This window comes from Dermabacter sp. (assembly GCF_032550575.1).
Taxonomy (GTDB): domain Bacteria; phylum Actinomycetota; class Actinomycetes; order Actinomycetales; family Dermabacteraceae; genus Dermabacter; species Dermabacter hominis.
Window position 1 is genome coordinate 43,926 of sequence record NZ_JAWFZC010000009.1, and the last position, 22,608, is coordinate 66,533.

Annotated in this window: 16 protein-coding genes; 6 read left to right on the forward strand and 10 right to left on the reverse strand. The window is 62.4% G+C overall.

Going from position 1 to position 22,608, the window contains the following annotated elements; genetic code table 11:
• The first annotated feature begins 94 nt into the window (after positions 1-94).
• Positions 95-1,105 carry a glycosyltransferase family 2 protein gene (locus tag E6X30_RS09405; protein ID WP_083287987.1) on the forward strand — a complete coding sequence of 337 codons (1,011 nt, stop codon included), beginning with the start codon at positions 95-97 and terminating at the stop codon, positions 1,103-1,105.
• On the opposite strand, the gene E6X30_RS09410 is transcribed toward E6X30_RS09405, so the two are convergent.
• From E6X30_RS09410 to E6X30_RS09425, 4 genes are all read right to left on the reverse strand, one after another.
• Positions 1,102-2,142 carry a hypothetical protein gene (locus E6X30_RS09410; RefSeq protein ID WP_316336093.1) on the reverse strand — a complete coding sequence of 347 codons (1,041 nt, stop codon included), beginning with the start codon at positions 2,140-2,142 and terminating at the stop codon, positions 1,102-1,104. The two genes, E6X30_RS09405 and E6X30_RS09410, sit on opposite strands and share 4 nt — an antisense overlap.
• A 253-nt stretch (positions 2,143-2,395) precedes the next feature.
• Positions 2,396-3,271, reverse strand: coding sequence for a glycosyltransferase family 2 protein (locus E6X30_RS09415; RefSeq protein WP_016663317.1), 876 nt, complete (start codon positions 3,269-3,271; stop codon positions 2,396-2,398).
• Between the two features lie 44 nt (positions 3,272-3,315).
• Positions 3,316-5,292, reverse strand: a complete 1,977-nt coding sequence (locus tag E6X30_RS09420) for a DUF6541 family protein (RefSeq protein WP_016663316.1) — start codon at positions 5,290-5,292, stop codon at positions 3,316-3,318.
• Positions 5,293-5,411: 119 nt separating this feature from the next.
• Entirely contained in the window at positions 5,412-7,802 is a 2,391-nt protein-coding gene (locus E6X30_RS09425) for an acyltransferase family protein (RefSeq protein WP_016663315.1), read from the reverse strand.
• Between the two features lie 113 nt (positions 7,803-7,915).
• On the opposite strand from E6X30_RS09425, the gene tgt reads away from it, so the two are divergent.
• Entirely contained in the window at positions 7,916-9,175 is a 1,260-nt protein-coding gene (tgt, locus tag E6X30_RS09430) for a tRNA guanosine(34) transglycosylase Tgt (protein ID WP_141740562.1), read from the forward strand.
• Between the two features lie 29 nt (positions 9,176-9,204).
• Positions 9,205-10,704, forward strand: coding sequence for a DUF3375 domain-containing protein (locus E6X30_RS09435; RefSeq protein ID WP_316336094.1), 1,500 nt, complete (start codon positions 9,205-9,207; stop codon positions 10,702-10,704).
• Here the strand turns inward: E6X30_RS09435 and E6X30_RS09440 are convergent.
• The 3 genes from E6X30_RS09440 to E6X30_RS09450 all read right to left on the reverse strand — a co-directional run bounded on the left by E6X30_RS09440 (position 10,682) and on the right by E6X30_RS09450 (position 12,542).
• Positions 10,682-11,281, reverse strand: a complete 600-nt coding sequence (locus E6X30_RS09440; RefSeq protein WP_016663312.1) for a hypothetical protein — start codon at positions 11,279-11,281, stop codon at positions 10,682-10,684. The genes E6X30_RS09435 and E6X30_RS09440 overlap by 23 nt on opposite strands.
• The gene (locus E6X30_RS09445; protein ID WP_141740561.1) at positions 11,278-11,856 is read right to left on the reverse strand and encodes a hypothetical protein; all 579 of its coding nucleotides are present in this window, start codon (positions 11,854-11,856) and stop codon (positions 11,278-11,280) included. The genes E6X30_RS09440 and E6X30_RS09445 overlap by 4 nt, the downstream gene beginning before the upstream one ends.
• A gap of 80 nt (positions 11,857-11,936) precedes the next feature.
• On the reverse strand, positions 11,937-12,542 hold the full coding sequence (locus E6X30_RS09450) for a hypothetical protein (protein ID WP_016663310.1): 606 nt from the start codon (positions 12,540-12,542) through the stop codon (positions 11,937-11,939).
• A 116-nt stretch (positions 12,543-12,658) separates the two neighbouring features.
• Here E6X30_RS09450 and E6X30_RS09455 point away from each other — a divergent pair, with 116 nt between their 5' ends.
• Together E6X30_RS09455 and E6X30_RS09460 are read left to right on the forward strand one after the other, a co-directional pair.
• Entirely contained in the window at positions 12,659-13,417 is a 759-nt protein-coding gene (locus tag E6X30_RS09455) for a DUF4194 domain-containing protein (RefSeq protein WP_232049678.1), read from the forward strand.
• A complete protein-coding gene (locus E6X30_RS09460; RefSeq protein WP_316336096.1) occupies positions 13,414-16,833 on the forward strand; it encodes an ATP-binding protein in 3,420 nt (1,139 codons plus the stop codon). Before E6X30_RS09455 ends, E6X30_RS09460 begins: the two co-directional genes overlap by 4 nt.
• Here the strand turns inward: E6X30_RS09460 and E6X30_RS09465 are convergent.
• Complete coding sequence (locus E6X30_RS09465; RefSeq protein WP_016663307.1) at positions 16,817-18,220, reverse strand: phosphotransferase; 1,404 nt, start codon at positions 18,218-18,220, stop codon at positions 16,817-16,819. The genes E6X30_RS09460 and E6X30_RS09465 overlap by 17 nt on opposite strands.
• Positions 18,221-18,313: 93 nt before the next feature.
• Here E6X30_RS09465 and E6X30_RS09470 point away from each other — a divergent pair, with 93 nt between their 5' ends.
• The gene (locus tag E6X30_RS09470) at positions 18,314-20,296 is read left to right on the forward strand and encodes an Ig-like domain-containing protein (RefSeq protein WP_070435197.1); all 1,983 of its coding nucleotides are present in this window, start codon (positions 18,314-18,316) and stop codon (positions 20,294-20,296) included.
• A gap of 6 nt (positions 20,297-20,302) precedes the next feature.
• Here the strand turns inward: E6X30_RS09470 and E6X30_RS09475 are convergent, their stop codons facing one another.
• Together E6X30_RS09475 and E6X30_RS09480 are read right to left on the reverse strand one after the other, a co-directional pair.
• Positions 20,303-21,793 (reverse strand): beta-N-acetylhexosaminidase, encoded by a 1,491-nt coding sequence (locus tag E6X30_RS09475; RefSeq protein ID WP_016663305.1) that lies wholly within the window; start codon positions 21,791-21,793, stop codon positions 20,303-20,305.
• A gap of 226 nt (positions 21,794-22,019) precedes the next feature.
• Positions 22,020-22,608: NlpC/P60 family protein (locus E6X30_RS09480; protein ID WP_316336097.1), on the reverse strand; the 589-nt coding region annotated here is incomplete at its 5' end.

The window sequence follows — 22,608 nt, forward strand, 5'->3', positions numbered from 1 at the left end:
AAATTCAGACCGTAAAACATTTCTGTAGGTACTAGGGTCTTTTGGGTCCTGGATTTCCAGGTCGAGAAATTGTTCTTCTTGATAACAAGGTGTGGTGACGACGGTGAATAGTCCGCGAACCTCGATAATTATGCCCGTTTACAAAACGGGGCCGAGCGTTCTTCCCGCAATTGCCTCTGTTCAATCCCAGACGGACGAGGATTGGGAGCTAGTAGTAGTGGTTGACGCTTCTCCAGATGATGCACTTGAGAAGATCATGCAACATCTCCATGACATGCCGGATGCTCGTGTGAAGGTCATCGTGTTCGAGGAAAACCGTGGCGTGTCGGCAGCGCGAAATGCGGGGCTGAGTAATGCTGCTGGAGAGTGGGTTGCGTTTCTTGATTCAGATGACACTTATGAGCCTACCTTCCTCGCAGATCTCCACGAACTAGCTCGAGTAGCGAACGCGGATATTGTGTCGTGCGGGCATAAAGTTATTGGTGCTGACGGGGGGCAAAAGCTTCGGGAGCCTGTGGAACTGGGGGGGTGTACGGGTTTGCATGCGGCCACAAAAATGCTTAGTGGTTCGTTCACGCCATTCCTGTGGGACAAGCTGTTTAGCTCTCGCATTATTGAGGGGCTTCGGTTTTCGGAAGAGATTCATCGCGCTGAGGACGCGCTCTTTGTGCTTCAAGCGCTTATGAACGCGCGGCGAGTTAGCGTCATCGAAAACCCGCTTTATCGCTACTCGATTGATGCGGGAGGGCTCACGTGGGGGAGAGTAACCCCGGTTGCCGAAAGTGACCGTCTGATCGCGCTCATGGCGGATGCTACACGCACACGTGTAGATGCTCCGCAGCTACACGATGCGCTGACTGTCTCGAAGGTCCTGACTTACCTCAACAATGCTCAACAGGTACTCGTAGCTGCGCCGGACTCTTCCGGTACCGCACTCAAGGAAATCCGCCAGCGAATCTCCTTTCGCGAAGCGCTGACCTGCCTCAAAGTGCGCCCAGTGTTCGGTGCCGCAGCGCTACTACTCAAAGTTTCGCCGTCTCTCTACAGAATTCTCTACGGGGCCTATATTAAACGCCGCTATGGCGTAAACATGCGTTCGGTCTAACTCGCTGCTAGATCCAAGCTATGGGCGTTGCCGGACGCCCTCTTCATCGCTGCCAGATGCGTCAAAAACCCTGCCGCAGGCCCGCAATACAAGGCGACAAGAACCTTCGGGATAATGCCGACCGGCACCGCAAAAAGTAGGACCGTCGTCACGAGAGCAGCAATGACCCAGCCAGTGAGATAGATCCGGTGAAGATCGAGGGCGAGCACAGCGGTCCCAGACAGTACCAAGAGGGCCATGATCGCAGAACCGAACGTAAGCGCCGCGAGCACAGGACCGTTGGCGACCGAAAGATAAGCGGCTTCTGCCTCTGCTTTCGGTGGATAGATCAGAAGGAAAAGCCAAGGACCCAAAAAGAACGCGGCAAGCGCCCCGGCAGCACCAACACCAAGCAGCGCGCCAGCCGGACGAGCGAACGCCGCAAGCGGGCGGTGGCGCTGGCGCAAAAACGCCGCGATAGCGACACCCTGAAATGCCTGGAGCGGAATCATGATCGGAGACCGGCAAATCGACACGGCTAGGATCAGTGCCCCCATGACGAGGAACGTATGCGAACCCGTAGGTGCATCTTCGCTCGCGTTGAGAATGACCGGGAACCCAGTCATCAAGACAGCCGAAGCCGTGGACGACCCCATAGCGATGAAGACATTTCGCATGAGCCTGCCATAAGGGACATCAGCGCGCGCACGAATGATCTTTCGCGTGCCCGGATGCACCGCTGCCAGCGCGACCCACAACAGAATTGGCGAGATCGCCGCCGCCTCCATCCCAAGCAGCGAAGCAGCGAGGAGAGAGACAGCCGCGAGCGCGGCGAGGCGCCAAAGCGCTTCCCCACCACCAAAAATAGAAAAAAGGAGCCACTTCTGAGAACCCGCAGCCGCCCCACTAAACGCAGCATGAAACGCATACAGTGCGACTCCTAGCGCCAAGAGCGCGACCGATGCGGTGGTGTTTGTTGGCAGTGTGGATTTTCCCCACAACGGGGAAGTAGCTATCGTCGCGATCGCGCATAGACCGCCGACCGTTGCCGCTGCCAAAACGACAGGAGCTCCATCGGTTGATTGTGAAAGGCGCGCGGCTCCTACTGCACGAGTGACTTCCTGCTGAATTCCGGCAACGACACCAAAAATCCCAAACTGCACCGACCAAAACAGGAGGAACTCGGTGACTTCGGCCGGTTCGAGATACCGGTTCGCGAGCCATGTGGCCAGGAGAGCGGAGACTGCTGCGCACGCTGACGCGACCAGAATTGCGGCAGAATCACGCTTCGTGACAGTGGGAGTGTCGCTCTTACTTGACGGCATGCGTGGCGAGGTTCTTGACGCCCTGCCACTTTTTAGCCAAAGCGGCCTTCGGCAAGAGCCTAAGAGCGTGAAGTCGCGACGAAAGGTGTACTCGCGCTGCTCGTGCGGCCTTAGGCCAGCCCTTCGCGGTCATCTCATCAGCCATCTGGTTAAAGAACGCCCGCTCCTCGTCGAAGCGGGTACCTTCGAGGGCGCGCCACGACGAATCCGAACCGCCATGACGGCGATACATGAAAGCAACCGTCGGATCGTAGAACAGGCCACCGTTATGCATAGCGACATCAAGCACGAGAGCTGCATCCTGAACAACGTTCAGGCCCTTACGGAAGCCGATCTTGGTGATCGTACTTGCCTTCCACCCAAGCGAGGGGAAGTAGAGCCAGTTGCCACGCAGAATTGACGTGGCGAGCTCCTCGCCGCGCAGCACCACAGCCGTCGACGGGCGGTAATGGTCTTTTACTCGCTCCACGAGAGTGTTCGAGAGAGCATTGTGCTCATCGATCACCACACAGCCGGGCTGGAAAATTTCGGCGTCGGGGTTCGCAGACGCAGCTTCAACGAGCCAGTCAATATAGTTCGGGAGCATCACGTCGTCGGCACCCATGACCGTCACCAGGTCATTTTCCACGAAGCTCAAGGCCTTTGTGTAGTTCCCGTTCGCACCGAGGTTCTTCTCGTTGCGCATGTAGGTAATGCGGGAATCGTCGAGGGACTCGAACCAGCCGGGGATCGAGTCATCAGGGTAGCCATCGTCAACGACAACCAGTCGCCAGTCGGGGTTGGTCTGCCCAATGATCGAGCGGACTGCCTGCTTCATCAGCGCGACATCACCGTAGAAAGGGAACAGAATGTCAACTGTCATGTTCGACTCCAAAATGTTGTGAAGACAAAAATTCGTAGGGTGTATCAGGCATTGCAGCCGGTCACTTTATAGAGGGATGCGTTGCCGTTCTGAAGAACGAGCTCGAGTTTTTTGGCCTTCTCCAGATGCTGCAGGCCAGGATAGGCGGCATAGGTGAAGTCAATCTCGGGACCGGAGAAGTACATGACATGAGTGTAACCGCCCGCTTTGAGGGCCTCGCACACGATTGGATCGGTATCGATTTCGTTCAGGTGTTTGACGAGGTACACGTCAGCGCGGGACTCATACGCCAATAAGTGACGCGTGGAAATGTTGACGCCGGAGAACGCGTACGAAAGGGCTTCACCGCGCCATGGATTCGCAAAGATTTTATCGTTCGGCCCCACGACTCCCGGGAGTTGAGTCATAAAAACCAGCTCTTGTCGGTTGACCGAGTTGGTTCTTGCTCCGAGGGTGTAGGTTTTTTCGACTCGATCAATGAACGAGTCCATCATCGGGTTCGCCTGCGAGGTGGTGACGAGAACGGCAGCAACGACCGCCGCGAGGCCGGTGCGTCGTAAGGGAGTGCGAGCGATGACCCGCGAAGTTCTCGCGATCCACTTGCATGCGTATCCCACGCCAATAGCGGCAGCGGGAATGAGGAAGAGCCCCATCTGCGCATACAGGCGAGGAACATCCGAATACCACACTCCAACGAGGGCGCGGCGGCCGGGACCCATAGGCCACGAAGCGGCGACAACCCAGAGGAAGGCCGAAACTGCCCAAAGCATAAGGGGGAGGTAGAACCGAGTCCGGAGCGCGCCAACAATCGCGAGCACTGTCAAGATTAAGGCGATGTGTTGGGGGATTCCGTTGACAGTGTTATGGATAAGGGTTGAACCTACCGCACCGACGGTATCAGTGATGGGGCCCCAGGTTTCGGCGGCCTCACCGGGCGGGCGAATTTTGATCCATGCAATCACGGTGATCGCCCCCAATAGTAGGGCGGTCCCGGAAAGCAATAGGGTTGGCCGCAAGGGACGACGGTTCACGGCAAAACGCACGCCTAAGTAGACGGCTATGAGTGTTGACCCCACGAGCATCATGAGTGCTGCTGTCGGGTGGGCGAACGCAGCCCCGGCAGAACCCAGCGCACCGATGCCAAAGACCTGGATTTTTGACATATTGAGACGCTTCGCCTGCCCTACAAGAGCCAGAAAGGGAACGTAGAGAGAGGGGAGCAGGCAGTAGCCCAGAAGATTCGGGTAGAGAACACCATGCTCCACGAACGTCAGAGGAAATGCCGGAAGAGCGGCGAGCACGACTCCGGTTGGCAAGAGCGTGTAACGCAGCAAGTTTCCAGGGGTGAGAACGTATACGAGGGCCATCATCGAAACTGGCCAAATGACGCACACGGTGGCGATGATCGTGGCATTGGTCAGGAGCGAGACGTGGTGGACGCCGGTGGTGAGGCCGATGAGTGAGGCAATGCCATGCCAGGCCGCAGGATAAAAGTGCGATGCCCAGCTTGCAGATGTCATCGCCTGCGCGTCGAGGCTCGAAGCATTGTGATGCTCCAGAATCCACCGCACTTCATTGAGGTGGAAGACCGCATCGAACGCCTGCGAAAAAGCGTAGGGAGTGCCGAGGATGTTCCTCACGTGGCGGAGCATGAGCGCGAACGATCCCACGATTGTGATGAGCGCGAGGATAGGTGGAGACAGCAGGCGGGTGCGCCAAGAGGCTCGAACCTTACGTCGGCTCGTCACGGGAATTCCCCGTTTCTTCTGCAGGAGAAGACGGAGGCCAAAGCCGCTTAGAGCGCACACGACGGTAAGGAGACCAACGGGGAGGGGGCCCCAGCCTATGCCGGCGAACGGCGCAAGAATTGCGGCGGCAACAATGAGTCCTACGGATGAAAGCGGGCTCAGCAAAAAGGCGGTGATACGGCGGCATCCGAGCGCGATGTTCACGAGAAAACCTGGCATGGTCACCCACAGGCACGCGACGATCGCGGGGAGCAGGAGTGGTTGCCAGGTCATGAGCCGCCTCGGATAGTGAATGTTAACGAACTGCGGGGCAAAGCCCACGCACGAGCGTACATGCTACAGGCAGCATTAATCCGTCAGCTCGAGGGTGACGTGTGTTGCTTGGGCAGAATCTATGGCCTGCTACCGTCGGCCCCTGATCCTCCCGTGTTTGATCCGAGCCGGATTCCGAGTTGCTCGAATCTGGCCGATACCTCCTTCGCGATCCCGCTTGTGAAGACGCGAGTGAGGTGGTTGTCGTCCATGTACACGTAGGCGTTGCCTTGAATGGGGGCGCAGTGCCCGTCCGGGCAGATCAGGTCGCTGATATCCATGCGGAAAACCCTGGCCCCGCCCGCGCCGCTCATGTTGTCGAGCACCTCGCTCGGGTCGGTCGATGCGAGCTTGGTGCTGAGGTCGGCGCCGCATGCTTGATCGGCGAGCTCCGGGGTGCCGCCTGCGTCAATAACGGCTTCGGCGCACGTGTAGAGGCTCGTGGGCCAGCGCGGCGCATCGCGGACGGCGAGAACGTTGACGCCTTTGTCGAGGACAGCCTGGATGCCTTCGCGAGTGCCCGGTGGGACGGTTTCCTCCGTCCCGGTCGGGGTCGCCGCGGTCGATGTCATGAGTACGAGATCGGGGTGGTGTGTATCGATGGCTTTCATGACCTGGTCGAAGTACCCCTTGCAGTATTCGCCGTCACCCAGCATGGAGTCTTCGCGGAATGGGCACGCGTTCTTGGTGAAGTTGATGATCTGCCAGTTCTTGGCCTTCGCTTCGTCGAGGATTGTGGGGATGAACTGGCGTGAGTGAGACGAGCCGACGACGAGTACGGTTGCGCTGGCTTTGGAGCCGAGCGGCCGGAGGGTTTCACACGGAATGTCCTTCGTGGCGACGAGCACTCCCGAGGGGTCATCGCACAGGTGTGGAAGGTTCGGCCACTGGCCGTCCAGCTCGAAGCCCTTCGGGCTAAGGGTATTCGGGTTGAAGGTCGCCGTGAGGGCGTTCGAGTTCTCGGTTGCACCGGCGGTGATGGGGGCCGACGTTTGCTGGCTCGCGAGGTAGCCACGGAGCCCGAGAGCGCCGCCAAGAACGAGCGCGAGGCACGTACCGATCACCGTGAGGGAGCGCCACCAGGGGGCGGTCTTCCACGCGGGCTTGCGGAAGCGTGAATCGACGATCGTCGAGAGGACCCACGCGAGGGCCATGCTCCCGAGGATGACGATGAGGCCGTCGAGGGCGCCTGCGCGCTTTTGCCCGGAGTGGGCGAGCCACAGGATGAGGATCGGCCAATGGACGAGGTAGAGGCTGTAGGAACTCGACGCGAGTGCCCGCGGCAGCTTCATCGTGAGAACGCGGTCGAATCCCCACGAGGTTCCGGAATAGCCGGCGATGATGATGAGGCCCGCGCCTGTGAGCGGCCACAGGGCGATCCAGCCGGGGAAGAGCCCCTGGACGTTGAGCACGATCCCAAGCGACACGAGCAGGGCGAAGCCGGCCCAACCGGCGAGTGCGCGCAGCGTGCGGTGGCGGGGTGCCTCGGGCGATCCGGGGCGGGCGGACCCGAGCAGACGATCGAGGGTGGGAAGGGCGAGCGCGAGCAGTGTTCCGCACGCGACCTCCCACGCGCGCGCGGGCGTGGAGAAGTAGGCTGCCGACTGGTGCGTTGCCGTGTAGTAGATAGAAAAGACGAATGACGCGGCCGCGATCACGGAGAAGAATCCGAAGGCTACGCGGCGCGGATGCGCGCTCTTTCTCGCGGCAAATTTAGCGGCGATGAACAGGAGCGGCCACGTGAGAAACACCTGCCCTTGGAGCGAGAGTGACCAGAAGTGCTGCAGCGGCGAGGCAGTCGAGGCATCAAGCGCGTAGTAGTCAACGCTCGTGATCGACAACCAAATATTTTGGACGTAGGTCGCGGACGCAATCGCGTGCGAGATCACGGTTTGCCACGAGGATTCGGGCAGGATCAGGAAGCTGCCGAGGAGCGTACCGAGGATTGCGATGGTTGCGGGCGGCATGAGCCTCGTGAAGGTCCGCAGCCAGTACCGCACCGGCCCGAAGGGCTTGCGTGCATCGAGACGCCGCGCAAACGAGGAACCGAGGAGAAACGCGGAGATGAAAAGAAAGACGTCGACCCCACCAGAGACGCGCCCGAGCCACACGTGGTAGATCACGATCATGAGCACGCTGACGGCGCGAAGGCCCTCGATTTCGGGGCGGAAGTGCGAGGGCTTGGACGCGTTCGCGGGAGTGGTCTGGGGGCGAGTGTCAGGGGCGGGGGAGTCCGACGCCTGCTCGGCAACCTGGGGTTCCTGGTACCACACGAACGGCTCGCCGGTGTCTTCGGCGGCGCCCCACGCGGCGATGTCTTCGCTTTCGCGCTCTTCGGCCTCCTGCACCCACGAGAAGTCGTCGAGGGGCTCGAGCGCGGATTCTTGCGCGTCTTGAACGAAATCCTCAAGCGAGAAGCTGGGGGCGTCTTCGCCCGGTGAATGGGCACGGTGCCCGCGTGCGTTCGCCATGTGCCCTTCCAGAGGAGTAATTGTGGAACGGTACAGCACTTTACCGGGTGCGGGCGGCGGTGCCACCTCTCGCCGTGTCGACTGCGGGCGCGGGGTCGTGGGAAAATAGCGGAATGAGCACGAGCGAAAAGGAGGGCGCGGGGTTTGATATTGCCGCGCGTCACGGAGAGAAGGCCCGCGCGGGCGTGATCCACACGCCGCATGGCGACATTCACACCCCTGCGTTTATCCCGGTCGGCACGAAGGCGACCGTTAAGTCAGTTCTTCCTGAGTCAATGGCACAGCTGGGCGCGCAGGCGATCCTCGCGAATGCCTACCACCTGTATCTCCAGCCGGGCCACGACCTCATTGATGAGGCAGGTGGGTTCGGCGCATTCATGAACTGGGATGGCCCCACGTACACCGACTCGGGCGGCTTCCAGGTCATGAGCCTCGGTGCCGGTTTTCAAAAGGTGCTCTCCGAATCCTTCGCGGGCAGTGACCGCGCGAGCACGCCCGACGGCACGGACCACGCAACCAAGATCGGCAAGGAGCGCCTCGCCCACGTGGACGACGATGGCGTGAATTTCCGCAGCTTCATCGATGGCTCCGAACACCGGTTCACCCCCGAGTTCTCGATGCAGATCCAGCATTCACTCGGCGCGGACATCATGTTTGCATTTGATGAGCTCACGACCCTCATGAACTCTCGCGGCTATCAGGAGAAGGCGCTTGAGCGCACGAGGCTCTGGGCTGAGCGGTGCATCGCCGAGCACAAGCGGCTTACCGAAGAGCGCGAGGGCAAGCCCTACCAGATGCTGTGGGGCGTCATTCAGGGCGCGCAGTACGAGGATCTTCGACGCAAAGCCGCGCGCGACCTCGGCGCAATGACCGTCGATGAATGGCAGTTCGACGGTTTCGGCATCGGTGGTGCACTCGAGAAAGAGAACCTCTCCACGATCGTCGGCTGGGTCACCGATGAACTCCCCGAGGAGAAGCCCCGCCACCTCCTTGGCCTTTCGGAGATGGACGACCTCTTCGCGGGCATTGCCGCGGGCGCCGACACGTTCGACTGCGTCTCTCCCTCGCGCGTCGCGCGCAACAGCGCCGTGTACACCGCTCGAGGGCGGGTGAACCTCACGGGCGCGAAGTACCGCACTCAATTCGCGCCGATCGACGACAACTGCGATTGCTATACGTGCACCCACTACACGGCCGCCTACATTCACCACCTGTTCAAGGCGAAGGAGATGCTGTCCTCGACCCTGTGCACGATCCACAACGAGCGCTTTGTTGTGCGTCTCGTTGAGGAGATTCGCGCAGCTATTCTCAGCGGCGATTTTGAGGCGCTTCGCGAGGAGCGCACGGGCGCCTACTACGGCGAGTACCGCTAGGCCGTACCCGGCTTCGATAGTGTTGAGGCGTGAGTGTGAGCGATCTTCAAACCTTCGGCGGGCATAGCGCGAACGAGCGCGCCGAGGCTTACGAGCGGCTTCGCCGCATGTCCACGTGGCGGCTCCTATCCGCCACGAAAGCGCCCGCGACCCTCGCGATTTTGCAGACGGTTTTCCCCGCGGGCGACCGTCGGCTCGACCGCTCCGAGCTCGTGGCCCGCGTGGCGAGCCACCTCGACCTCCTGCGCGGCGACGAGGATCTTCAGCGCGGCGCTTCGGAGTACGTCGACTCGTGGGTGCGCGAAGGCTATCTCACGCGACGCGACGACCCCACGACGGTCGAAACGACCTTCGAATTGTCGGTGTCCACCGTGGAAGCGATCAGCTTCATTTCGAGCCTCGAGGAGCATCGACCTACGACGACGGAATCCCGCCTCACGCTCGTCATGCAGCAGTTTGAGCGGCTTGCCGAGGACACCGAGGGCGATCGAGATGTGCGCCTTCGCGGCCTGCAGCTTCGCCGCGCGCAGATCGAAAGAGAGATCCAGGCGCTGAGCGAAGGCGAACTCATGCTCCCGCCGGCCGAGCATTCCGCGGAGCGCCTTCGCGATATCCTCCAGGTCGCCGACGAACTGAGCGGAGACTTCCTTCAGTACCGCGAGGACCTTCGCGCCGTTGACCTGCATCTTCGTGAGCAGATCCTTTCGCCCGAAGGCTCGCGCGGCGAAATCCTCGAGCAGCTCCTCGCGGGCGATGACCTCCTCGGTCAATCCAAGGTGGGCAAGACCTTCACGGCGTTCTTCAGGATGCTCAACGACCCCAAACAAAACGAGCGAGCCCAGGACCTCGTGGATCGCCTCCTTTCGCGCGACTTTACGCGCACTCTTACGCGCCGCGAACGCGACCGCCTCGCGAACGTCTTCAGCGACCTGTACGAGCCCGCGCAAGAGGTCCTCGACGTCAAGACCGAGCTGTATCGCTCACTTGCGCGTTTTGTGCGCAGCCAGGACTTCCGCCAGCACCGCGTCCTTCTCGACCTTCTTCAAGAGGCACAGGGCATCGCACTCGCACAAAAAGACAGTGTGAGCCACCGCAAGACCGAAGAGGTCGATCTGGGGCTTTCGCGCGCGCAGATGAGCTCTGTCGCTCAGCACCTTCTTAAGGATCCGAGCGATCCCGGCGTGCCGCCAGAGGCCGAGGTCCACGATGCCTCGCGTCTCAGCGTCGAGGTTCTGGATGAGCTTGTCCGCACGAACGACATTGACCTCGTGGGGCTCACATCGTCCGTGAACGAGGTCGTTCACGCGAAAGGTCAAGCGAGCATCGGGCAGGTCGTTCGCGAACAGGGAGCACCTCAGGGGCTTGCGAGCGTCATCGGCCTCATGTTTCTCGCAACGGCACACGCGAACGCTCGCGAGGGGGACACGGAGATCGTGCGCTGGCGCGAAGATTCCCTTGAGGCAGGTGGCACGGACTACGCAGCGCGCGTGCCCGCGTTCTTCTTCCTCAGCGAGGTACCGGAGCCATAGTGGGCTCGACTGGAGGCGCGGCGCCTCGTTGCCGCGCTCCCGCGACGGCGATACCCGCGAGCGGCATCACGAGGAATCGCACCGAATCGATCACGAATGGCACGAAAATCAACAGCAGGTTGAACCGGGGAAGTTGGTCGCGAAGCGACTCAGGATCCGGTGAAAAAGCGACAACCACCGGGGCGAGGACCAGGGCCCAGATTGCCGCGCTCACGAGTGCGCCTGCGAGAAAAAGGAGCGCCGCGATCGCCCCGAATCGGGCCGCTCCCTTTGAGGGGCAGCGTTTAAGGGCGCGAACGATGGCGGGGGTGGCCGCGAAGACGAGCACATTCGCCGTCAGCGCCGCCACGACGCACACGAGGACCGAGCGGAAAACGGTATACGTGAGGGTGTTCACGCCTCGGAAGGCCGGCATCGTGTTCGGCGGGTCCTCGATGAAGATGGGAAACGCCAAGAGGGCGAGTGCCACGCCGGGCGCGAGAACGAGAAGGGCGGCCGCGATAGACGTCATCAGAACCCACACGCGAGCGGGAGCGCGATGAGTGTCGCCTGTATACGCGTGAACCGGAGCGATCACGGCGCCTCCTCGAGCGCGGAGGGTTTGACGAGGTACACCCGAATGCTCGCGAAGAAGAGATACACGAACCTGGCGATGTCGAGAAGTGGGGGGATTACGAAAACGGCGACCACGAAAGGCAACGCGACGCTTCGCGCAGCCTCGCTTTTTGACGTGACCGCATCGACCACACTCATCACCGCGACGTCGAGAACGACGAGCGCGATGAAGCTGAGGACCACGATAATAGGGCCCAACACGAAGTATATGAGCGAGTGAATGTTCTTTTGGCGAACTTGACGTGTGCACCGCTTGAGAGCGGTGAGGGCAAAGGGGAACGAGAAAAGAGCGAGAAGGTTCGCACCAACTATCCCGATGATGAGGAGAAAGGCGACCGATTTTAAGTATTCCACGAGATAATCGAACTGCTGCGCGTAGATGGCCACACTTCCGGCGCTCTTGGGTAAGGGCGAGGCGGGATCGTCGAGCGAAAAGCTGACAAGAACAATCGGCAGCAGGGGGATTATCGCCAGTGCGAGACCGCTGAACAGTATCCATAGCGCAGTGGGGCGTCGGTGTGAGGGGGGTGCAGGCACCGTCACGCTACCTCCCTGGGATCATTGAAGGTGACGTACACAACCTTACGGCACGCGCGCGGGGTGGGGGAGGCAGACGGTTACCGCGCTAAAGCAGAGCCGGTGGGGTCAGAGCGTGGATCAGCGGAGTAAACGATGACCCCCGCAAACGACAGGACGGCGAATCGCACAAGATCGATGGCGAGCGGGACAGCGAATGTTCCAAAGACGAGCAAAGCTCTGAGCCCTTCCCACTCGGCCCTCACCGCGCCTGTGGCGGGATTGCTGGAGACCTCGGTCGGGAGGGTCAAGGAGAGGGCGACCATGGCGGCTGCGCTCAGAACGGCGAGGAGCGGCCCGAGGACGAAGACGATAATCGCCGTGAGAGCAAAACCGATGCGCCCCGCACCCTCGCACCGCGTCAGTGCCACGATCGCAAACGGGACCGCAGTAAGCCCGGCGAAGTTCCCTGCGCCGAAGAACACACCGAACACGAAGAGAAACGCGGCGGCGCGCGAGAGGAGTTCGTCGAGCCCCGCCAGTGGACTGCTGTCCCCAGGAGACGAGGGGGCGACAGGCACGAGCCACATCGCGCCAGGGGCGAGGAGCGGCCCCAAAACGACACAGACGAGCGCGATCGTCGCAAGAATGACCCAGATCCTCGCGGGGCTGCGATGGTTGTCGGCTATAAGCGAGGGCAGGGACACGGCGGCTCCTTCGAGTGAGGTGAGCGGACGTAGTCAACCTATGAACTCAAACGCAGGCCAGATAGAGGCGGGTGAAAATTGTGGATAACTCTTGTGCGGCCGGTAGGCTTGAGGGCGTGGAAAACGAGAAGGGTCCGCGCATGCGTGAACACGAGGAAACCGCCACCGACGGTCGCACTGCTCCGGCGGCAACGCCGAGCACTGACCGCGACGAATGGGCGCTCGCAAGCGACGACGAAGACCTCACCTACGCCGGCTCCACAGGGGGAGCGCTCGTCGAGGACTCCCGCCGCGTTCTCGTTGCCCTGCTTCAAGGGCCCTACCTGGACGGTCGACGCGACCCCCAGCGCTACGGCCAGCTCCTTCGCGATCGCGCCTACATCGAGCAGCGCCTCGCCGACATGTTCCTGGAACTTGTTCTCGACGACGACGCGCAGGTCGCATTCGTGCGCCAGAGCGAGGACGACCCCGATGCCCCGAAGCTTCTGCGTCGACTCACGGGCCTCAACCGACTCGACTCCGTCCTCCTCCTCGTGCTGCGTCAGCACCTCCTTACGCAGTCCTCGCGCGGCCAGCGCGCCGTTGTGAGCGAGGCGGAACTCATCGCCAACATCGCCCCGTATCGGCGCACGACCTCGACCGATGAAGCCGGCTTCACGAAGGACATCCGGGCCTCAATCGCAAAAATTCAGCGCGCGGGCCTCCTCGAGGAACAGGGTGACTCGTTCGAGGTTTCCCCCGTTCTCAAACTTATGATCAACCCCGATACGGCGCGCACCTTTATCGACCTCTACGAGCGCGCGGGCGACGACATCACGGGCGCAGCCAATGCGCTCGACAACCCCGGAGCCACGAACGAAGGGCAGGCGAAGTGAGCAACGCGACCGGCGAAGTGCCCCTCAGCGACGTGCACAACACCCTCGACGGCTTGGGCGAAGCAGGCGTCGGAACCGCCCCCGAAAACCCCCGCCGCGAGCCGAGCGACCCCGAGCACCCGCACCCGGGCCAATGGCGCCTCAACCACGTGCAGCTGAGCAACTGGGGAACCTTCCACGGCACCCACGACCTCGAGATTAGTTCGAAGGGCTACTTCCTCACGGGTGGTCCCGGCACCGGCAAGTCCACGTTGCTCGACGCGATCAGCGCGCTCTTGACACCACCTCGTGCGCTCCACTTCAACGCCGCGGCCTCCGACGCCGGGCCGCGCAGCACGAAGTACCGCCGCACCGTCGCGAGCTACGTACGCGGTGCGTGGGCGATGCACTACGACCCCGCAACCGGTGAATTCAGCCAGGAAGTTCTGCGGGAGAACTCGACACTCAGCGTCGTGAGCCTTCGCTTCGGCAATGGACTAGGTGAAACCCTCCAGCTCACACGCATGTTCTTGCTTCAATCCGGGCACAGCGCGGATTCGGACGTCAAGAGTCTTTACGTCATCTCCTCGAAACCCTACGACGTGAGCGAACTGCGCCCGTTCGTGGGCACGAGCATCGAGGGGCGCGAACTCGAAAAAACCCTCGAGGGCACCGAAACCTTCCGTCAGTTCCGCGAGTACCGCGCGCGCTTCAGCCAGATCCTTGGGATCCCCGACGAAAAAGCGCTCGGCTTGCTTCACAAAATCCAATCCGCGAAGGAGCTCGGCGACGTCAACGCGCTCCTTCGCGACTACATGCTCGACGAACCCCGCACGTTCGACCTCGCCGATCAGGCACTCGCAAACTTCCAGAACCTCTCCGAGGTGTACGACGCGCTCGTGACCGCGCGCGAACAACGCGACGTTCTCACGGGCCTCAAAAATGCCGACCAGGTATGGCGGGAGGCTCGCTCTCGCGGAAGTGAACTCGTCGACCGCCGAAACGACATCGATGTGTTCGCTGCCAGCCACCTTGTGCGGCTCCTCGCCGACGAAAAAGACCGGCTGACGCGCGACCAGGACCGCCTCCGTGCGCACCGCAACCGCCTCTCGCAGGACATTTCCGACGCCCGCGGCGACCTTGCTCAACTCAAAGAGCAGCGCAAGAGTGCCGGTGGCGGTGAGATCGATGACTGGAAAAAGCAGATCGCGGGCCTCGAGGTTGAGCGCGACCGCCGCCGCGAACGCGCGACCGAATTCTCGGGACAGCTCGCGCTCGCGGGCCTGCACACTCCCTCGAACGAAGAAACCTTCACGCAAACCCAGCGCGAGGTGGCGAAGCTGCGCGCCGCACTCGAGGAGGACGAAAAGAACGAAGCGCAAACCCAGTGGGAAGCCGAGGCCAAGGTCCGCGAGCACGCGCACGCTCTCGAAACGACCCGCCAGGAACTCGCCTCTCTCACGACGCGCGCCTCGAACCTCCACTCCGATGACGTCGCGCTTCGCGATCTCCTCGCTGAGCGTACGGGCGTCGCGCCAACCGACCTTCCGTTCGCCGCCGAGCTGCTGCAAGTGCGTGCGGGAGAGGAAGAATGGACGGCCGCCGCCGAGCAGGCGCTGCGCGGCCTCGCCCGCTCGATCCTCGTGCCCGAACGGGCCTACCGCGCTTTCGCGCGCGAGATCGACGGTATGAAACTGCGCCGGCGCGTGTCCTATAACCGCATCAACACGAACGTCAAAACCGCCCCCAAGAAACTCGATGCGCGCGCGCTCGGGGCGAAGATTGAGATCCGCGAAGGCGAGTTCCACGAGTGGCTCTCGAACGAAGTTGCCTCGCGCATGGACTACCTGTGTGCCGAAAACCTCGAGGAGTTCACCAAGCATCCTCGAGCGGTATTGCGCTCCGGCCAGATCAAGCACTCCGCGACACGTCACGAGAAGAACGCCGAGCGGCAGATCAACGACCGCTCCAACTGGGTGCTCGGCTTCGATAACCGCGCGAAGCGCGCCGTATTCGAAGCGGAGCGTACACGCGCTGAACAGGCTCTGTTCGAGGCGCAGGCCCGGCGCCGCGATCTCGAAAAGGAAGCCCAGACCCGCCGCGAAAAGCTCTTCGCGCTTCAGGCAATCCAGGCCGTGACGTGGGACGACGTGGATGCCGCGAGTGTCGCTCGCCGCATTGCCAACCTCGAGGACATGGTGCGTGCAGCCGAGGACGGCTCCAGTGCCCTTACAGAAATTGCGCGGCAGATCGATCAGGTCGAAATGTCGATCAGCGAAGGCGATGAGGAGCTTCTCGAGATCGTGGGCCAGCTTGGTCGCGTCAACGAGCAGCTCGATCAGATCGGCGAACGCCACCTCCAGGCCGAAGCCCAGCTCGAAGAGCGCACGCTCTCACCGGAAACGACGGCCGACCTCGAGGAGCGCTTTCGCGCAATCGCACCCACACTGCTCATCTCCAACATCGACCAGGTGACGCGCGATGCCTCCGCGACGCTCGACGCGGAACTGATGGCGCTCACGAAGAAAACCGCACGCGCTGAAGAAGATATGCGCACGGCCATGCGCGAATTCACGCGGCGCTGGCCCGCGGGCGGTGCCGATGTCGACACCTCGCTCGAAGCCGCCCCCGAGTACCTCGCGATCCTTCGCGGGATCGAAGAGGAAAAGCTTCCCGAAGTCGAGGACCGCTTCTTCGAATTCTTCACCTCGAACACCCTCGGTGACGTGCAGGCTCTCGCGACAGCGATCGCGCGCGAGCCCGCCCAAATCCGCAAGCGCCTCGCGAAAATCAACGAGCTGCTCGCGCAGGTTGAGTTCCATGAAGGGCGCTATCTCCAGCTGTCGATGCGACCCGTGCACCTCGCTGCGCTCGACGAGTTCAAGCGCGCGCTCAACGAGGCAACGAGCTCAAGCCTCGAAAACGACCTCACGCTCGACCGAGACAAAGCGGAAGAACGCTTCCTCGCGCTCCAAAACCTCATGGACATCATCACGAAGGCCCGCACGCGCGAAGACCTCGCCTCCCGTGCGATCCTCGACGTCCGCCGCCACGTCCACTTCCACGCCGAAGAGGTCAACGAGGCCGGCGAAGTTGTGCACGCGCACGAATCGGGCGGCCCCCTCTCGGGTGGCCAGAACGAGCGCCTGACGACGTTCTGCCTCGCTGCGGCTTTGCGCTACCAGCTCGCCGGGACCGGCGTGGATGTGCCCAGGTATGCGCCCATCATTATCGACGAGGCGTTCAGCAAGGGTGCGGGCAAGTTCATTACCGCCGCGATGGAATCCTTCCGTCACTTCGGTTTCCAGGTGGTCCTCGCGAATCCTGGAAAGAATCCGCAGGCGCTCGCGCCGTTCATCGGTGGCGTAGGCGTCGTCTCGATCCGCGAGGATCGCTATTCCTCCGTGAGCCCGATCGATTTCATTCCGGCTGCGTAGCGCTTGCGGTGAGCTCCTCGAGGGCACCGAGGGGGATCGCGAGCCACTCCGGTCGGTTTTGCGATTCGTACACGGCCTCGTAGGCGGCCTTGTCGAGCTCGAACACACGCAAGAGAACGCGCAGATCCTCCGGGTCGCCCTCGCCCCCGCGCGCGGAACGCTCGGCGAGATACGCCTCGAGGAAGGCCTCCCGCGCCTCGCGTGCCCACGCGCGTGCATCGATGCCCTCATTCAGTTCAACGTAGGCCGCTGCGTAGTCGATGCTGCGCAGGATCCCCGCGACGTCCCGGCAGGGAGAATCGACCTTCACGCGCTCCGCCATGGGTCGCAGCGGCTCGCCCTCGAAGTCGAGAAACACCCAGCCCTCGCTCGGTGAATTGAGAACTTGCCCGAGATGGAGATCGCCGTGGATTCGTTGGAACGGCGGCCACGAGATCCTCAAGGCCCGCGTGTAGAGAGCGTTTGCGGCGTCGGCGAACTCCTCGAGTGCCGGGAGCGTCTCGGCGTGGTGTGCGAAACGACGCTTCATCGACTCGAGGGTGAGCGCGAGCGTATTGGTGCTCACGCGATCGGTGGGCAGGGCGCGCGCGAGATCCGTGTGGATCTGTGCGAGGGCGGTGCCGAGGCCCGACGCCTGCTCGGAAAAATCGATGCCCTGGGCGGCAGCGATGAGGGCCTCGCGCCAGGCATCTTGCACATTCGGCAGGAACCGGTTGAGCAAGGCGACGTCGGAGCTGCCCAGAGCGTCGGCACCGCGCACGTACCCGAAGAATTGCGGGATCTGCGTATTGCCCTCGGATTGGAGCGCCTCTTGAAGTTCGGCGTCGGGGTTCGTGCCTTCATCGAGGTGGCGGAACAGCTTGAGGATGTACTCGCGGCCGCTTTCGGTATGAATGATGAGGGACGTGTTCGACTGCTCGCCCACGAGCCTCTCGGTTGCCGTGATCGCCTTGAGGTCATCCTGTACGCGCTGCGCGGTTTCAGCGATCAGCATCGGTTCGAGCGAGAGTCCCTCGCCTGAAGCCCCCTCGAAAAGGGCGCGCGCGAGAAGCGCGCGAGCACGATCAATCCCGGTGGCGTCATACACGTTGTGCTGCCCCACGGGAGTGTCGACCTGCGTGATGAGACTGTCGAGCTCACCATCGTCGACCCGACCGTCCTTGTTCCAGGCCACGGGCAAAGCGAAGCGCACGCCATCACCTGCCCCGAGCGCGACAAACGACACCACGAGGTGATCGTCCTCCGCAAGGCGAGTCCAGCCGGCAATCTGAAGCTCGGGAGCGGTGCCGTGCACACCGCCGTACCAGCGCTGTCCCATGATGAAACGCGAGGCATCCTCGAGGAACTTTTCGCGGCGAAAGTGATCGGAAAACACGATGCTGAGCATGGGACTCCCTACGCTGGGATACTTGGGCCCTCTTAGACTAACGCCGCTGGTAGTGTGGCGGGTGAATTCGAGGCATTCGTGGGAAGGAGAATCGTGCGAAAGGAGTCGATTCTCCGCCGCACCCTGGCGCGCGCCGCAACGTGCGCGCTCGTGCTTGCGGCAACCGTCGGACCAGCCCTTGCTCCCGCGCCCCACGCCCCTGGCGCTGCGTCCCTCATTCCCGCGGCGCACGCAGTCGGTGAAGACGGCCCCTTCACGCTCCCCGCGGATCCGTCCGCGCTCAAGCACACCGCAACCCTCGGCAATCCCGGTGACTTTGACCTATTTCTCATGGTGTCCGCGGAGGATCTCGAGACACTCGACACGGACTCGATGAAGCTGCTTTCGAGTACCGAATCCGAGGACGCGAAGCCCACGAACGGCGGCAAGAAACTCTCCCTCAAAGGGGTGGGAGAGTGGAAGATTTCGGACACACGCGTGAGGTTCACTCCCGAAAATCCCAAGGCGGGAGGGTCGCACAGCGTGAAGTTCTCGGTACGTTCGAAGGCCGGCTACGAATCCGCACCCGTCACCCTGACCGTGACCTATCCCGGTATTCCGAGCGTGAGCGCACGCGCCGCGGAAGGCGAAAAAGTGACGATCCCCCTAGCTATCGACGGCACGGGTGTGGACCCCGCCACGCTTGCCTTCACGCTCGAGGGGCTCCCCGCGGGCAGCACGCTCGTCGAAGACGGCACGCGTCTCATTGTCCCCGATGAAGGAACGTGGGTCCTCGCAACCGACGGCCACCCGAGTGTCACCTTTACTCCTCGACGCGAAAGACTCGGAGCCCAACCACGACCCGTGACGCTTGAAGGGCGCGACCAGAAAACGCACCCCGCCGCGAGGGGCACGGTGACGGTGAATACTCCTTCGATCAGGGACATCACGCGCGCTGCAGCCTATGGCCAACCGGTCGTTTTCGAACTCGCGAGCGCCACGTCACACGTGGATCCTTCGACGCTTAAATTAGCCCCCTTCGGCGGTGAAACCTCCTACTACACCTCCGACGACGGCCTTTCGGTGACCGTTGCCGACCAAGGCACGTGGGTTCTGGATCGAGCAGCACAAACGCTCACCTTCACGCCCTTGAGTGACCGGGTGCGAGACGTGACGCCGATGGGAGTGACGGCAGCGGACAGCGAAGGCAACACCTCCTCGGTTGCCCCCATGAACGTGGGCTACCCCCAAGTGGGTGCACGCTACACGGCCGTGAAGTGGGGGCAGGCCGCAATGTTCACTCCGCTCGACGGTTCCCTCAACGTCCAGCCTTCAACATTCGCCTTCAGCGACCACGAGATGCCCGCGGGAACGAGCCTTTCCGGTGATCGGAAGACCATGCGAGTACCGAGCGAGGGAGTGTGGAAATTCGATGCGAACGCGCGCACCGTGACGTTTACTCCCGACAGCTCCCTACGCGACTCGCCCCATGTCGCCACCTTTACGATCGACAGCGCTCTCGCTTCCAACACGACGAGCGGAACTCTCCACGCGCAATACGCGAGCGCGGTTCCCACGGCACGTGACGACGAAGCCCTCTCCAACAGCCGAGTCAACTCAGTGACCATTGACGTCCTCGGGAACGACACCCCCGCGAGCCCCGGCCAAGGGTTCGATTCCGAGACCCTCGTGCTCCACAGCGCGAGCGCGACCAACATCCAAGAACTCGTCGCAGGCTCAGGGCGCCGCCTTGAAATCCCCGAAGAGGGCGTATTCGAGGTGACGAGCGCGGGCGGCGTGCGCTTTACGCCCGCCGCCACATTCGTGGGTCGAACAACACCCATCGAGTACACGGTCGAGGACGCTTCCGGGCTCCGCACGAGCGCTCACATCGTGGTCGACGTTGAACCTCTCGTCCCCGGGTCCAGCTCCGACCGGCGAGAAGCTGGACTCAGCGCGATTTTTGGGCGCCTCATGCCCTCCTCGAGTGCGACCTTTGCTGTCTTCGCGACGAGCACAGCGCTCCTGATCTTTACGGGAATCGTGTCCCTGTGGGTCGGCGCGCAGATGCGCCACGATCGTAAAAGCGACCGCTAGAACCCCTCAGTCGAGGATCTTGCGGGACTCGACGCCCAGGTGTGCAAGCAGAGGCTCGTGCGCGCGAATCCGCTCGCGGAGCTCTTCCACCTCGATAGACGAGCCCCACGCGTGCTGTGCGATCGCCACGAGACGAGGAAAGAGCATGTACTCGAGGTGGCGAGCAGTCGGTATGTACTGGCCGAATGCCGTTGCCTCGATGCCGAGCACGAGTGCTTCGTGCTCCTTCTTCAGTCGCTTGGGGAGGGGCTCCGCTTTGAGGACGTCCTCGAGGCTCAACTCGGGACGCGCGCCCACGGGCTCGTTCCGGCCCTGCACGCGATCAAGGCCCAGAACCGATTCGGGCGCTGCAACCGTCTGAAAGCCGCGGGAAGCCGCAGACTTGGTGCCCTTCGGATCGCCTCCTGCAAGCACAATCGCGTCGTCGGGAATCCGTACGAGCCTCGACGAATCCCATACCGCGAGGCGCTTGCCCTTATCGCGCAGTACCTCGCCCGCGAACGTCATAAAGCGGCCAAGGATCTCGCTTTCGCGCGAATAACCCCACTCCTCGCGGCGCGTGCGCGCCTCGGCAGAGTGCTCCCACTCCGTCAGTGGGGCATCCTCGCCACCGATGTGTACGAACGGGGAATCAAAAATATCGGCGACTTGCTCGAGCACGTCGCGCACAAACTGGAAGGCCGCTTCCGATGTGCCAAGCACGTGGTTGCTCACGCCCCACGTCTCGCGCACGAGCAGCTGGCGTTCAGGGTAGTTCCCGAGAGACGGGTACGCGGCGATCGCCGCTTGGGCGTGACCTGGAAGATTCACGCCCGGCACGACGGTCACGCCGCGCGAACGCGCGTACTGCACAAGCTCACGCAGTTCCTCCTGCGTGTAGAAACCGCCGTGGCGGTCCTCCGCGAACGTATCCTCACCCTCAAACATCGGGGTTCCCTCGACAGTGCGTTCGCGCCATGCGCCAACTTCGGTGAGCCGCGGGTATCCACTCACCTCGAAGCGCCAGCCCTGATCGTCGGTGAGATTCATATGCAGGATGTTGAATCGGTACACGGCCATCACCGTGATGAGCCGCTTGAGATCCTCAACAGGCAGGAAGTGCCGCGCTGGATCAACGAGCAGGCCGCGCCATGCGAACGCAGGAGAATCGCTCAGGGTGAGCGCGGGGATGCGGTAGGTCGCCTCCGACGGTTGCTCGTGACCCACCGTTGCGGCTGCGGCGAGTTGGGACCGCACTGCCGAAAGGTGGACGATCTGCGCGAACGCATTGCGACCATCGGCGAGTGCCGCCTCGCTACCGGCAGTAATCGATGCGCCGTTCTTGTGGATCGCGATCGAGAAATCGGTGCGCGGCAGGTCCTTATTTACGCCGACCGTGACCTCGCCGAACGGGTCCGATGTTCGCCAGTCCTCAGCTGGAGAATCCCCCCAGCGAACCGACACCGGCTCGGGGATGAGGGGGAGGGGAGCGGTATTGAGCTCAGGTTTCGTGGACATGGCACTCCTGGGGTAGATCGGCGGCCCTGCGTGATGATGCACAAAGATACAGTTCAACCCTGTCACGCGGGGATAGGTGCACGCTGGAAAAGGGATGGCCGATGCCTGCCGGGAGGTGTCGGACAGAAAAACGGGCAGCCCCGAGGGGCTGCCCGCATGAACTGACCGGTGTGGCCTCGATCCTCTTCCCACGACGCAGAGCGTCAGGATCGAACCCCTCTCCCGATCAGCGGTAGGTGACGAAGATGACCTTCGACGTCCAGATATCGCGGTGGACGACCTTCTGGCGCGAACGGCTCGCGTCGACAACCTTGCCGTCGCCTGCGTAGATGCCCACGTGACCGTAGTTGTTCTGCGTGAACACGACGAGATCGCCGGGGCGAGCCTCGCTTTCCGAAATGATCGTGCCGGCGAAGGCCTGCTTGCGTGCCGTGCGAGGAATCGAGATGCCGTGTTCGCGGTACACCGTCGAGGTGAGGCCCGAGCAGTCGAGGCCGGAGGGCGACGAGCCGCCCCACACGTACGGGGTGCCGAGGTATTTCTTGGCGCTTTCGACGATCGCCTCGCCCGAGACATCAGACTGGGCCGACGTCTTCGGAGCGGGAGCAGGAGCCGCGGTGCTTGCGGCGCGCGATGTCGAGATCTCGACCTTACCCGAGTTGAGTTTGTCCCAGGTGCGGGGGCCTACGACGCCGTCGACGCCGATGCCGGCCGACGACTGGAAGCTGCGTACGGCGTTGTAGGTGGCGCGGCCGAAGGAGCCGTCGACCTTGATGCCTGCGCCTGCGTTGTTGAGCAGGTTCTGGAGGTCCTTG